Origin of the sequence: Escherichia sp. TW09308 (assembly GCF_000208565.1) — a bacterium.
Classification (GTDB): Bacteria; Pseudomonadota; Gammaproteobacteria; order Enterobacterales; family Enterobacteriaceae; genus Escherichia; species Escherichia marmotae.
Genome location: NZ_AEME01000001.1, coordinates 3,627,462 through 3,641,455 on the forward strand (window position 1 = coordinate 3,627,462; position 13,994 = coordinate 3,641,455).

Here is a 13,994-nt window from a genome sequence, read left to right on the forward strand (position 1 = left end):
CGCACAGTACAGCGCAACTCATTTTGTTAAAAACATGTAAATGATTTTTTATTGTGCGCTCAGTATAGGAAGGGGGTTTTCGGCTACAATCAAAACATGTCTGAGTGTGCACCAAGTGCACAACGTTGTTTTAACTATATAAATGTCAATTAATATGCAGAAAGATGAGCAGGCGGAATACAAAACCGTGCGCGGCTTAACCCGCGGTCTAATGTTATTAAATATGTTAAATAAACTCGATGGCGGTGCCAGCGTCGGGCTGTTGGCGGAGCTCAGCGGCCTACATCGCACCACTGTGCGGCGACTGCTGGAAACGCTGCAGGAAGAGGGATATGTCCGCCGCAGTACCTCCGATGACAGTTTTCGTCTGACCATCAAAGTGCGGCAATTAAGCGAAGGATTTCGTGACGAACAATGGATTTCTGCACTGGCGGCCCCGCTACTGGGCGATCTGTTGCGCGAAGTGGTATGGCCGACAGATGTGTCCACGCTGGATGTTGACGCAATGGTAGTACGCGAAACCACCCACCGTTTCAGCCGGTTATCCTTTCACCGGGCGATGGTCGGGCGACGTTTACCGCTGCTGAAAACCGCCTCAGGACTGACCTGGCTGGCCTTTTGCCCGGAACAAGAACGCAAGGAGTTAATCGAAATGTTAGCCGCCCGCCCCGGTGATGACTATCAACTGGCACGAGAACCGTTAAAGCTGGAAGCCATTCTGGCACGCGCGCGCGAAGAGGGTTACGGACAGAACTACCGCTGCTGGGATCAGGAAGAGAAGATCGCCTCCATTGCCGTGCCCCTACGCAGTGAACAACGGGTGATTGGCTGTCTGAATCTGGTGTATATGGCGAGCGCAATGACCATCGAACAGGCAGCGGAAAAGCATCTTCCGGCGCTGCAACGGGTGGCAAAACAGATCGAAGAAGGTGTGGAATCGCAGGCTATTCTGGTGGCCGGACGGCGAAGCGGCGTGCATTTACGCTAGCGACGTCAATGTGTAATTTGGCCCATTCTCATCGTTATTCGCCCATTTGCCCACATGCACAGTACGGGCTGCACGCTACGCTAATGACATCAATACTGTGATGTGGAGCAAATCATGAAAATTACTCAAATTCGTAATGCCACCCAAATTATCCAATACGCTGGCAAAACATTTCTTATCGACCCGTTACTCGCGCCAAAAGGAAGTTATCCGGGTTTTGCCGGAACGGCACGCGCAGAAATCCGCAATCCAACGGTAGAATTACCGTGTGATTTAACAACGTTACTCAACGTTGACGCCCTAATCGTGACCCATTTGCATGAAGATCACTGGGACGAAACAGCCTCCCGCGTTGTCCCCAAAGATAAACTGATTTATGTGCAAAATGAGCAAGATGCTGAATCACTGCATAAACAAGGATTTACGCATCTTACCGAACTTACCGACGAGACTAAATTTGGCGATATAACTCTGCATAAAACGACAGGGCAGCACGGCTCCGATCGCACCTATGCCGACCCGGCTATGGCGAAGCGTTTAGGCGCAGCCTGCGGCGTTGTTTTCCGGCATCCGACAGAGAAAACGCTCTATCTGGCTGGCGATACCCTCTGGCGTGACGACGTCGAGGCTACAATGCTAACTTTCCAACCAGAAGTGGTTGTGTTGAATGCCGGATTTGCGCATGTTCTGGGGCATGGTGCGATAATTATGGGAGCAGAAGATATTCTCAAAACACATTTTACCCTGCCAGAAGCGCAAATTGTCGCGACACATATGGAGGCCGTAAACCACTGTTTGCTGACGCGTGATGCGCTCAAGGAATACGCCAGAGATAATCAAATTATCGAATTTGTGAACGTACCAGAAGATGGTGAAACGTTGACATTCTAATTCGGAGATAAAGAGTGTTATGCGCCCGCTGACTGTTGCCATTATCGCCGTTGCCGGTTTTAGTCCTTTTCACCTTTCCGTACCGTTTATCGTGTTTAGCGAAAAAATGGCGGAAAAAAAACGCTTTCACGTGATTATCTGCGCTGAAAAGCCGGGAAACGTGGACTCTGCCGATGGGTTTTCCGTAACCGCCACCCATGACTATACCGCAGTCATACAAGCGGATATTGTGATAATTCCTTACTGGGGAACAATTACACAAAAACCGCCACAAAAACTGCTGGAAGCCTTAACGACCGCACAGGATAACGGGGCACAGATTGTCGGGCTTTGCCTGGGCACGTTTGTGCTCGGCTATGCAGGTTTACTGAAAAATAAGCGTGCAGCCACGCACTGGGAGTTCGAACGTGAATTTCAGGCACGTTTTCCAGAAACACATCTGGATATTAACGCGTTGTATGTAGACGATGACGGCATTATTACCTCTGCCGGTACTGCCGCGGCGCTGGATTGCTGTTTGTATATTGTTCGGCAACATTTTGGCAGCGACTATGCTAACCACATTGCCCGACGGATGGTCGTACCGCCATATCGCACCGGCGGTCAGGCGCAGTTTATTGAGCAACCGGTGCCGAAAAATACCCATGATGAACGCATCAACCTCCTGCTGGATTACCTGCGGCAAAACATTGCGCAACAGCATGATCTCGACTCGCTGGCGCAGCGAGTAATGATGAGTCGCCGCACACTAACCCGCCATTTTATGAAAGCGACCGGTTCGAGTATCGCTGAATGGCTCATCACTGAACGCTTACGCCGTAGCCAGGAACTGTTGGGTTCCAGTCAGTTGCCCGTTGAGCGGATAGCGGCTGAGGTGGGCTTCCTCTCACCTGTGACGTGGCGTCAGCATTTTAAATCTCACTTCGGCGTCAGCCCCGCCGAATGGCGCAAAACCTTTCGTGGTATGGCATGATAGCGCCCGGAAGAGAGTCATTTCAGGGTGGTGAATGTGAAACCAGTAACGCTATACGATGTCGCTGAGTATGCCGGTGTGTCTTATCAGACCGTTTCCCGCGTGGTGAATCAGGCCAACCACGTTTCTGCGAAAACACGGGAAAAAGTGGAAGCGGCAATGGCAGCGCTGAATTACATTCCCAACCGCGTGGCACAGCAACTGGCAGGCAAACAGTCGTTGCTGATTGGCGTTGCCACGTCCAGTCTGGCTCTGCATGCACCGTCACAAATTGTCGCGGCAATAAAATCCCGCGCCGATCAACTGGGAGCTAGCGTCGTAGTCTCGATGGTGGAACGAAGCGGCGTCGAAGCCTGTAAAGCGGCGGTACACAATCTTCTCGCGCAACGCGTCAGCGGTCTTGTCATCAACTACCCGCTGGATGAGCAAGATGCCATTGCTGTGGAAGCCGCCTGTGGTAACGTGCCCATTTTGTTTCTTGACGCCTCTGACAGGTCACCCGTCAACAGTATTATTTTTTCCTATGACGACGGTACGCGGCTGGGCGTGGAGCATCTGGTCGAGTTGGGTCACCAGCAAATCGCGCTGTTAGCCGGTCCATTAAGTTCTGTCTCGGCGCGTCTGCGCCTGGCTGGCTGGCATAAATATCTCGGCCACAATCAACTTAAGCCAATAGCAGAGCTTGAAGGTGACTGGAGCGCAATATCGGGTTTTCAGCAAACCATGCAGATGCTGAATGAGGGCATCATCCCTACCGCAATGCTGGTTGCTAACGATCAGATGGCGCTGGGCGCAATGCGCGCCATTACCGAGTCCGGGCTGCGCGTCGGTGCGGATATCTCGGTTGTGGGATACGACGATACCGAAGATAGCTCGTGTTATATCCCACCGCTCACCACCATCAAACAGGATTTTCGCCTGCTGGGACAAACCAGCGTGGATCGCTTGCTGCAATTCTCCCAGGGCCAGGCGGTGAAGGGAAATCAGCTATTACCCGTGTCACTGGTTAAACGAAAAACCACGCAACCTCCGAACGCGCAAGCAGCCTCTCCCCGCGAATTGGCCGATTCTTTAATGCAACTGGCGCGACAAATTTCCCGACTAGAAACCGGACAGTGAGCGCAACTCAATTAATGTGAGTCAGCTCACTCATTAGGCACCCCAGGCTTTACACTCTGTGCATCTGGCTCGTATGTTGTGTGAAATTGTGAGCGGATAACAATTTCACACAGGATACAGCTATGACCATGATTACGGATTCACTGGCCGTCGTATTACAGCGTCGTGATTGGGAAAACCCAGGCGTTACCCAACTCAATCGCCTTGCAGCACATCCCCCTTTTTCCAGTTGGCGCAATAGCAAAGAAGCCCGTGATAATCACCCTTCCCGTCAATTGCGCAGTCTGAATGGTGAATGGTTATTTACCTGGTTTCCGGCACCGGAAGCGGTGCCGGAAAGCTGGCTCGAACGCGATCTCCCAAAAGCAGATAATATTCCGGTGCCGTCAAACTGGCAGATGCTCGGTTACGACGCCCCCATTTATACCAACGTGACCTACCCCATTACGGTGAATCCGCCGTTTGTTCCCGCAGAAAACCCAACGGGTTGTTACTCGCTCACATTTAATGTTGATGAAAGCTGGCTCCAGGATGGCCAGACGCGGATTATCTTTGATGGTGTTAACTCGGCGTTTCACCTGTGGTGTAACGGACGCTGGGTTGGCTACGGCCAGGATAGCCGCCTGCCGTCTGAATTTGACCTGAGCGCCTTTTTGCACGCCGGAGAAAACCGCCTCGCGGTGATGGTGCTGCGCTGGAGTGACGGCAGTTATCTTGAAGATCAGGATATGTGGCGAATGAGCGGCATTTTCCGCGACGTCTCGTTGCTGCACAAACCGACCACGCAAATCAGCGATTTCCATGTTGCTACCCATTTTAATGACGATTTCAGCCGCGCCGTGCTGGAGGCTGAAGTGCGCATGGGTGGCGAGTTGCGCGACTTTCTGCGGGTAACGGTTTCTTTGTGGCAAGGTGAAACCCTGGTCGCCAGTAGCACCGCACCTTTCGGCAGCGAAATTATCGATGAGCGCGGCAGTTATACCGATCGCGTCACGCTACGTCTGAGCGTCGAAAATCCGGCGCTGTGGAGCGCAGAACTCCCGAACCTTTACCGTGCAGTTGTTGAACTGCACACCGCCGACGGTACGCTGATTGAAGCGGAAGCCTGTGATGTTGGCTTCCGTCAGGTACACATTGAAAATGGTCTGCTGTTACTGAATGGCAAACCGTTGCTGATTCGCGGCGTTAACCGCCACGAGCATCACCCTCTGCGCGGTCAGGTCATGGATGAGCAGACGATGGTGCAGGATATCCTGCTAATGAAGCAGAACAACTTTAACGCCGTGCGCTGTTCGCATTATCCGAACCATCCGCTGTGGTACACGCTGTGCGACCGCTACGGCTTGTATGTGGTGGATGAAGCTAATATCGAAACCCACGGCATGGTGCCGATGAATCGCCTGACGGATGATCCGCGCTGGTTACCGGCGATGAGCGAGCGCGTAACGCGGATGGTACAGCGCGATCGCAATCACCCGTGCGTGATTATCTGGTCGCTGGGTAATGAATCCGGTCACGGCGCTAATCACGACGCGCTCTATCGCTGGATAAAATCCGTCGATCCCTCCCGTCCGGTGCAGTATGAAGGTGGCGGAGCAGACACTACGGCTACCGATATTATTTGCCCGATGTATGCCCGTGTGGATGAAGATCAGCCCTTCCCGGCAGCACCGAAATGGTCAATCAAAAAATGGCTTTCACTGCCTGGTGAGTTGCGCCCGCTGATCCTTTGCGAATACGCCCACGCGATGGGTAACAGCCTCGGCGGCTTTGCCAAATACTGGCAGGCATTTCGTCAGTATCCGCGTTTACAAGGCGGCTTCGTCTGGGACTGGGTCGATCAGTCACTGATTAAATATGATGAAAACGGCAACCCGTGGTCGGCTTATGGCGGTGATTTTGGCGATACACCGAACGATCGCCAGTTTTGCATGAACGGTCTGGTCTTTGCCGACCGCACGCCGCATCCGGCGCTGACGGAAGCAAAACACCAACAGCAGTTTTTCCAGTTCCGCTTATCCGGGCGAACAATCGAAGTCACCAGCGAATACCTGTTCCGTCATAGCGATAACGAAATCCTGCACTGGTCGCTGGCGCTGGATGGCAAGCCGCTAACGAGTGGTGAAGTGCCTCTGGCTGTCGCGCCACAAGGAAAACAGTTGATTGAATTGCCTGAACTGCCCCAGCCGGAGAGTGCCGGGCAACTTTGGCTCACGGTACAGGTGGTGCAACCAAACGCGACCGCGTGGTCAGAAGCCGGACACATCAGCGCCTGGCAGCAATGGCGACTGGCAGAAAACCTCCGCGTAACGCTCTCGTCTGCGCCCCACTCCGCCCCGCAACTGACCACCAGCGAAACGGATTTTTGCATCGGGCTGGGTAATAAACGTTGGCAATTCAACCGCCAGTCAGGTCTTCTTTCACAAATGTGGATTGGCGATGAAAAACAACTGCTGACCCCGCTGCGCGATCAGTTCACCCGAGCGCCGCTGGATAATGACATTGGCGTAAGCGAAGCGACTCGTATTGACCCGAACGCCTGGGTAGAGCGCTGGAAAGCAGCAGGCCATTACCAGGCAGAAGCAGTGCTGTTGCAGTGTACCGCAGATCGGATTACCGACGCGGTACTGATTACGACTGCCCACGCGTGGCAGTATCAGGGGAAAACCTTATTTACCAGCCGGAAAACCTACCGGATTGATGGACACGGTGAGATGGCCATCAGCGTGGATGTTGAAGTAGCAGGTGATACGCCGCATCCGGCGCGGGTGGGCCTGACCTGCCAACTGGCACAAGTCGCAGAGCGGGTTAACTGGCTCGGATTAGGGCCGCAAGAAAACTATCCCGACCGCCTTACTGCGGCCTGTTTTGACCGCTGGGATATGCCGTTGTCAGAGATGTATACCCCATACGTCTTCCCGAGCGAAAACGGTCTACGCTGCGGAACACGCGAATTGAATTATGGCCCACACCAGTGGCGCGGCGACTTCCAGTTCAATATCAGCCGTTACAGCCAACAACAACTGATGGACACCAGCCATCGCCATCTGCTGCACGCGGAGGAAGGGAGCTGGCTGAATATCGACGGTTTCCATATGGGGATTGGCGGCGACGACTCCTGGAGTCCGTCAGTTTCGACGGAATTCCAGTTGAGCGCCGGTCACTACCATTACCAGTTGATCTGGTGTCAAAAATAATAATAACCGGGCAGGCAATGTCTGCCCGTATTTAGCGTAAGGAAATCCATTATGTTCTATCTAAAAAACACAAACTTTTGGATGTTCGGCTTATTCTTTTTCTTTTACTTTTTTATCATGGGGGCCTATTTCCCGTTTTTCCCGATTTGGCTACATGACATCAACCATATCAGCAAAAGTGATACCGGCATTATTTTTGCTGCTATTTCTCTGTTCTCCCTGTTATTTCAACCGTTGTTTGGTCTGCTTTCTGACAAACTCGGGCTGCGCAAATATCTGCTATGGATTATTACCGTCATGTTAATGATGTTTGCGCCGTTCTTTATTTTTATCTTTGGCCCACTGTTACAATACAATATTATATTAGGTTCGATTGTTGGCGGCATTTATCTTGGCTTCTGTTTTAACGCGGGTGCACCGGCAGTAGAAGCATTTATCGAGAAGGTCAGCCGTCGCAGTAATTTCGAATTTGGTCGCGCGCGGATGTTTGGTTGCGTTGGCTGGGCGCTGTGTGCCTCAATTGTCGGCATCATGTTCACCATCAATAACCACTTTGTCTTCTGGCTGGGTTCCGGCTGTGCGCTCATCCTCGCCGTTCTGCTTTTTTTCGCCAAAACAGATGCACCTTCTTCCGCCACGGTTGCCAATGCCGTAGGTGCTAATCATTCCGCATTTAGTCTTAAACTGGCGCTGGAGTTGTTCAAACAACCGAAACTGTGGTTTTTATCGCTGTATGTTATTGGTGTTTCCTGCACCTACGATGTTTTTGACCAACAGTTTGCTAATTTCTTTACTTCGTTTTTCACCACTGGTGAACAGGGTACGCGAGTATTTGGCTATGTCACAACAATGGGTGAATTACTTAACGCTTCGATTATGTTCTTTGCACCACTGATTATTAATCGCATCGGTGGGAAAAATGCCCTGCTGCTGGCTGGCACCATTATGTCTGTGCGTATTATTGGCTCATCGTTCGCCACCTCGGCGCTGGAAGTGGTTATTCTAAAAACGCTGCATATGTTTGAAGTACCGTTCCTGCTGGTGGGCTGCTTTAAATATATTACCAGCCAGTTTGAAGTGCGTTTTTCGGCAACAATTTATCTGGTCTGTTTCTGCTTCTTTAAACAACTGGCGATGATTTTCATGTCTGTTCTGGCGGGCAATATGTATGAAAGCATCGGTTTCCAGGGCGCTTATCTGGTGCTGGGTCTGGTGGCGCTGGGCTTTACCTTAATTTCCGTATTCACGCTTAGCGGCCCAGGCCCGCTTTCCTTGCTGCGTCGGCAGGTGAACGAAGTCGCTTAAGCAATCAATGTCGGATGCGGCGCGAGCGCCTTATCCGACCAACATACCAGAGCGGAATAATCGTAATGAACATGCCAATGACCGAAAGAGTAAAAGCAGGAAAGTTATTTACCGATATGTGCGAAGGTTTACCTGAAAAAAGACTTCGTGGGAAAGCGTTGATGTATGAGTTTAATCACTCACATCCATCGGAAGTTGAAAAAAGGGAAAGCCTGATTAAAGAAATGTTTGCCACGGTAGGAGAAAATGCCTGGATAGAACCACCTGTTTATTTCTCTTATGGTTCCAATATCCATATAGGCCGCAATTTTTACGCAAATTTTAATTTAACCATCGTCGATGACCACACAGTCACTATCGGTGATAACGTACTGATTGCCCCCAACGTTACCCTTTCCGTTACCGGGCACCCTGTACACCATGAATTGAGAAAAAACGGAGAGATGTACTCTTTTCCGATAACGATTGGCAATAATGTCTGGATTGGGAGTCATGTGGTCATTAATCCAGGCGTCACCGTCGGAGAAAACTCTGTTATTGGCGCGGGCAGTGTCGTAACAAAAGACATTCCACCAAATGTTGTTGCTGCAGGCGTTCCCTGTCGGGTTATTCGCGAAATAAACGAGCGTGATAAACAGTATTATTACAAAGATTATAAAGTTGAATCTTAAGGTTAAATAAGCACAGGAACAAAAGAAGGTAGCAGAGTAATGAATCATGGTAGCCACTGACACAAGTCAGTGGCTGTTCACCCCAGACGATTACCGTTTGTAGTTAATGGCTTCCGGCTGATCCAGATATACAGTGGTTTGTGCCGGTTGTGTACTGGCAATCACCTTACCGCCACGTACCGAATAACGTACCGGAACCTGACGACGCAGCGCGTCAAACCCATTTTCTGCAGGCAGGATAATCAGGTTGGCGCTGTTTCCAGCGGAAACACCATAATCCTGTAAATTGAGCGTTCTGGCACTATGATGGGTGATTAAATTCAGACCATCGTTAATCTGCCCGTAGCCCATCAACTGGCAAACATGCAGCCCCATATGCAGCACTTGCAGCATATTCGCCGTTCCCAGCGGATACCACGGATCGAAGACATCATCGTGACCAAAGCAGACGTTAATGCCGGACTCCAGCATCTCTTTGACGCGCGTAATGCCGCGACGTTTTGGATAAGTATCAAAACGTCCTTGCAGATGAATATTGACCAGCGGATTGGCAACAAAGTTAATGCCGGACATTTTCAGCAAGCGGAACAAGCGCGAAGTATACGCCCCGTTATAAGAGTGCATTGCGGTGGTGTGGCTGGCGGTGACGCGCGCGCCCATTCCTTCACGGTGCGCCAGCGCGGCAACAGTTTCGACAAAACGCGACTGCTCATCGTCTATCTCATCGCAGTGAACGTCGATCAGGCGGTCGTATTTTTGCGCCAGCGCGAAGGTTTTATGCAGCGACTCCACGCCGTATTCGCGGGTAAATTCAAAATGCGGAATCGCCCCCACTACGTCAGCTCCCAGGCGTAGCGCCTCTTCCAGCAACTCTTCACCGTTGGGATACGACAAAATCCCTTCCTGCGGGAAGGCGACGATTTGCAGGTCAATCCACGGCGCGACTTCCTGCTTCACTTCCAGCATCGCTTTCAGTGCAGTCAGGGTTGCGTCGGAGACATCTACATGGGTACGCACATGTTGAATGCCGTTGGCAATCTGCCATTTCAGCGTTTGCCAGGCGCGTTGCTTAACGTCGTCATGGGTTAATAACGCTTTGCGCTCGGCCCAGCGTTCAATGCCTTCAAACAGCGTGCCGGACTGATTCCAGTTCGGTTGCCCGGCAGTTTGCGTGGTGTCCAGGTGAATATGCGGTTCCACAAACGGCGGTAAAACTAAACCTTTCTCAGCATCCAGACTGTTTTCAGTCACGGGCATGACGCCGGATTGCGCATCAATGGCGCTGATTTTTCCGTCCTGCAGATGAATCTGCCACAGCCCCTCTTTGCCGGGTAACCGGGCGTTAATAATTGTCTGTAAAGCGTTATTCGACACTGTTAGCCTCCACATGCGTCATTGCTGCTGTCGTTCTGCGATTCAAAATCGGGTTAAGGATCAGATAGCTCAGCGCGCCACCTAATACAGCGTTGACCGGAACAATCCCCGGTAACCAGTGGCCTGCGGCAATCCCCAGCGCGACAGCCAGAATCGCCACCCAATTGACACTCATCATACGCGTGGTCGCAAAGTGCTCATAGCGGCGACGGTTCATCAGATAGTCCGCGATGATTACGCCGCCAACGGGAGGGATAGCTGCCGAAAGAAAGGTCAGCCAGCCGACAAAATTGTTGTACAGCCATAATGCGCAGACCGTACCGATAATACCGTTGATGACCGAAAGGGTTTTGCTCGACATACCGGTAATGTTGGCGAAACCTAAACCCGACGCATAGAGCGCGTTATCGTTGGTGGTCCAGATATTCAACCCCAGCACCACAATCGCAGGCAGCAGCAGGCCCTGAGCAATCATCACATCTGAGATATCTGCCATGCCCAATGCCGCAGCACCTGCCGCACCGAAAATAAACATCAACGAGTTGCCGAGGAAAAAGGCCACCATCGCCACCAGCACCGCCAGTTTGGCATTGCGACCAAAACGGACAAAGTCGGCAGTGAGCGTACCTGCACTGATAAATGAACCGACAACCAGCGCCAGCGCGACATTGAAATCTAGCGGTTGTGCGGGAACGACCGCTTTTAATGCCTCCAGACCGCCCATGCCGTTAACGGCCAGCCACACGGAATAACCGCCAAGACAGGCGATCGCCGGAACCGCAATTACAGAAAGAACTGTCAGCGCCGAAATGCCAAAGAACACGGTGACGGTCATCAGTAAACCAGAGACGGCGATGAGCAGATTAATATCCAATCCCGTCGCCTTGCCCACCGGAATGGCAAACATCGCCACGCCAACACCAAACCAACCAACCTGGGTGCCGCCCAGCAGCAGTGAAGGTAGCCATGAACCTTTAACACCAAAAGAGAAGCGAGCAAGAAGATGGGTCGTCAGGCCGGTTTTTGCGCCAATGTAGCCAAGAAATGAAGTGTAAATACCGAGGAGAAGATTACCGATGAGGACTGCGAGGAAGAAATCATGATAGCTAAGACCGGTTCCGAGAGTGCCGCCGGTCCACATACTGGCGGAAAAGAAGGTTAATCCCAGCATGACGAACGTCAATGCCAATACCCCTTTCCGCGCCGACTGCGGGACTGGCCCCTGGCTAAAGTTGTTATCTTGCGACACGAAATTCCTCCGTTTGCTGTTTGAAACCCAAAAAATCCGCCGCATTCTATTCATCTGAAAATAAAAAGCAATCGTTTCCGTGGAGGAATATATTTTTTATATGAATGAGTGCGAAAAAGTGGATAAAAAATTATCTCTGGAAAAACAGTGGGTAGACTTGATAAGACGCGCCAGCGTCGCATCAGGCATCAAAGCACGGTTGTCGGATGCGGCGCGAGCGCCTTATCCGACCTACGGTTCAGACCTGTAGGCCTGATAAGACGCGCCAGCGTCGCATCAGGCATCACAGCACAGTTGTCGGATGCGGCGCGCGACGCGTCCGACAATACCTTACTCTTCCATCGCCTGGCGGATCTGATCCAACGACGCGGGATCATCAATGGTCGTCAGATCCCCCGGATCGCGTCCTTCGCAAATGGCCTGGATCGTGCGGCGCAACATTTTTCCGGATCGCGTTTTCGGCAACTGCGAGACAAACCAAACGTGCGCCGGGCGGCCAAAGTTGCCAATCTGGCTGTCCACCAGCGCCATAATTGCCTTTTCTTCGGAGTGTGCCACCTCGCGGTCTTCCAGACTGTCGCTCTCTTTCGGAATAACAAACGCCACCGCCACCTGCCCTTTCAACGCATCTTTCACCCCTACCACCGCCACTTCGGCAACGCCAGGATGACTGGAGATACTCTCTTCAATCTCGCGCGTGCCCAGCCGATGCCCGGCAACGTTAATCACATCATCAGTGCGCCCGAGAATAAAGTGATAGCCGTCAGCATCGCGGATACCCCAGTCAAAGGTGGCATATACCGGACGGGAAAACAGCGACCAGTATGTCTTCACAAAGCGGTCGTCGTCACCCCAGATAGTCTGAATACAGCCCGGCGGCAGCGGCCCTTCCACCACCAGCATCCCTTTCTCATTCACGCCGCACGGTTCGCCAGTAGCTTCGTTGAGCAACTGCACATTGTAGCCATACATCGGCACGCCGGGGCTTCCCAGACGCGTCGGCCTGTCGTCCAGGCCTCGAGCAATCGCCATAATCGGCCAGCCGGATTCGGTCTGCCAGTAGTTGTCGATGACCGGCACATCCAGCGTATTGCTCACCCAACTGGCGGTCGGTTCATCCAGCGGTTCTCCTGCCAGATAGAGCACTTCCAGCGACGAGAGATCGTGTTTACGAATTTCAGCAGTAGGAAATTTTTTCAGCACGCGAATAGCGGTCGGCGCTGAGAACATTCGGCTCACCTGATATTTCTCGACAATTTTCCACCACACGCCACAGTCCGGCCAGGTCGGCAACCCTTCGTAAACAATGGTCGCCATCCCCGCCAGCAGCGGTGCGTAGACAATATAAGAATGCCCCACCACCCAGCCGATATCCGACGCGCAAAAGAACACACCGCCCGCTTTGCCACCAAAAATGGTTTCCATTGAGGTTGCCAGCGCCACCGCATAACCGCCGACGTCACGCTGCACGCCTTTAGGTTTTCCGGTCGTGCCGGAGGTGTAGAGAATGCAGGAAGTTTCGTTAGATTCCAGCCAGGCGACCGGCACCCGCGCGCCGATGTGCTGATGACGCAACGAAGCGAAATCAACATCCCGCCCGCTGACGCGCGCCATTTTCGCCAGCCCGCGATCCACCAGCAAAACGTGGCGCGGTTGGTGCTGCGCCTGCTTTATCGCATCATCGAGCAATTTTTTATAGGGAATGATTTTGCCGCCACGCGCCCCGGCATCTGCCGAGACAATCAGCACCGGTTTGGCGTCGTCGATTCGCGCCGCCACGCTGTGCGAAGCAAATCCACCAAATACCACCGAGTAAATAGCACCAATCCGCGCGCAGGCCAGCAGGGTAATGTGCGCTTCGGCAATCATCGGCATATACACCAGCACCCGATCGCCGCGCTGCACGCCCAATGAGCGCAACATTGACGCCACCGCGTTCACTTCGTCATATAACTGCCGAAAGGTAAACGTGCGCTCTTCTTCTGTTTCCGAAGAGACGGCAATCAGCGCCAGCGCCTCTGGCTGTTTCTCCAGCCAGCGGTCGACGGCGTTGTGGCACAAATTGGTTCGGCCTTCACAAAACCAACGGGCAAACGGCGGATTGCTGTGATCGAGCGTTTGCGTAAAGGGCGTCTGCCAGTCGATACGCAGGGCCTGCTCGGCCCAGAACTGCTCCGGTTCGTTAATCGAACGCTGATAAAATTCGCTAAAAGACATAATGCTCTCC

The 13,994-nt window shown here is 52.4% G+C and carries 11 protein-coding genes; 8 read left to right on the top strand and 3 right to left on the bottom strand.

Features of this window, described 5'->3' with window-relative positions; genetic code table 11:
* Positions 1 to 154: 154 nt before the first annotated feature.
* The 7 genes from ESM_RS0117355 to lacA all read left to right on the top strand — a co-directional run bounded on the left by ESM_RS0117355 (position 155) and on the right by lacA (position 9,144).
* Positions 155 to 988 carry a DNA-binding transcriptional regulator gene (locus ESM_RS0117355; RefSeq protein ID WP_001168073.1) on the top strand — a complete coding sequence of 278 codons (834 nt, stop codon included), beginning with the start codon at positions 155 to 157 and terminating at the stop codon, positions 986 to 988.
* A 114-nt stretch (positions 989 to 1,102) separates the two neighbouring features.
* Positions 1,103 to 1,879 carry an MBL fold metallo-hydrolase gene (locus tag ESM_RS0117360; RefSeq protein WP_000705450.1) on the top strand — a complete coding sequence of 259 codons (777 nt, stop codon included), beginning with the start codon at positions 1,103 to 1,105 and terminating at the stop codon, positions 1,877 to 1,879.
* Between the two features lie 19 nt (positions 1,880 to 1,898).
* Entirely contained in the window at positions 1,899 to 2,852 is a 954-nt protein-coding gene (locus ESM_RS0117365) for a GlxA family transcriptional regulator (protein WP_001247693.1), read from the top strand.
* Positions 2,853 to 2,888: 36 nt separating this feature from the next.
* Positions 2,889 to 3,971 (top strand): LacI family DNA-binding transcriptional regulator, encoded by a 1,083-nt coding sequence (locus ESM_RS0117370; RefSeq protein WP_000805867.1) that lies wholly within the window; start codon positions 2,889 to 2,891, stop codon positions 3,969 to 3,971.
* 122 nt (positions 3,972 to 4,093) lie between these two features.
* Entirely contained in the window at positions 4,094 to 7,168 is a 3,075-nt protein-coding gene (locus ESM_RS0117375) for a beta-galactosidase (RefSeq protein ID WP_000177966.1), read from the top strand.
* A 51-nt stretch (positions 7,169 to 7,219) separates the two neighbouring features.
* A complete protein-coding gene (gene lacY, locus ESM_RS0117380; protein ID WP_000499565.1) occupies positions 7,220 to 8,473 on the top strand; it encodes a lactose permease in 1,254 nt (417 codons plus the stop codon).
* Between the two features lie 65 nt (positions 8,474 to 8,538).
* Positions 8,539 to 9,144 carry a galactoside O-acetyltransferase gene (gene lacA / locus ESM_RS0117385; RefSeq protein ID WP_001515838.1) on the top strand — a complete coding sequence of 202 codons (606 nt, stop codon included), beginning with the start codon at positions 8,539 to 8,541 and terminating at the stop codon, positions 9,142 to 9,144.
* Between the two features lie 90 nt (positions 9,145 to 9,234).
* Here lacA and codA read toward each other — a convergent pair whose 3' ends face one another.
* Both codA and codB read right to left on the bottom strand, forming a co-directional pair.
* Positions 9,235 to 10,518: a cytosine/isoguanine deaminase gene (gene codA, locus ESM_RS0117390; RefSeq protein ID WP_010379490.1), complete on the bottom strand. Its 1,284-nt coding sequence runs from the start codon at positions 10,516 to 10,518 to the stop codon at positions 9,235 to 9,237.
* Positions 10,508 to 11,767 (bottom strand): cytosine permease, encoded by a 1,260-nt coding sequence (gene codB / locus ESM_RS0117395; protein ID WP_000076244.1) that lies wholly within the window; start codon positions 11,765 to 11,767, stop codon positions 10,508 to 10,510. Before codB ends, codA begins: the two co-directional genes overlap by 11 nt.
* 100 nt (positions 11,768 to 11,867) lie before the next feature.
* Here codB and ESM_RS1000000128720 point away from each other — a divergent pair, with 100 nt between their 5' ends.
* Positions 11,868 to 12,017 (top strand): hypothetical protein, encoded by a 150-nt coding sequence (locus ESM_RS1000000128720; protein WP_157944864.1) that lies wholly within the window; start codon positions 11,868 to 11,870, stop codon positions 12,015 to 12,017.
* 80 nt (positions 12,018 to 12,097) lie between these two features.
* Here the strand turns inward: ESM_RS1000000128720 and prpE are convergent, their stop codons facing one another.
* Complete coding sequence (prpE, locus tag ESM_RS0117405) at positions 12,098 to 13,984, bottom strand: propionate--CoA ligase (RefSeq protein WP_000010243.1); 1,887 nt, start codon at positions 13,982 to 13,984, stop codon at positions 12,098 to 12,100.
* Positions 13,985 to 13,994: the final 10 nt, after the last annotated feature.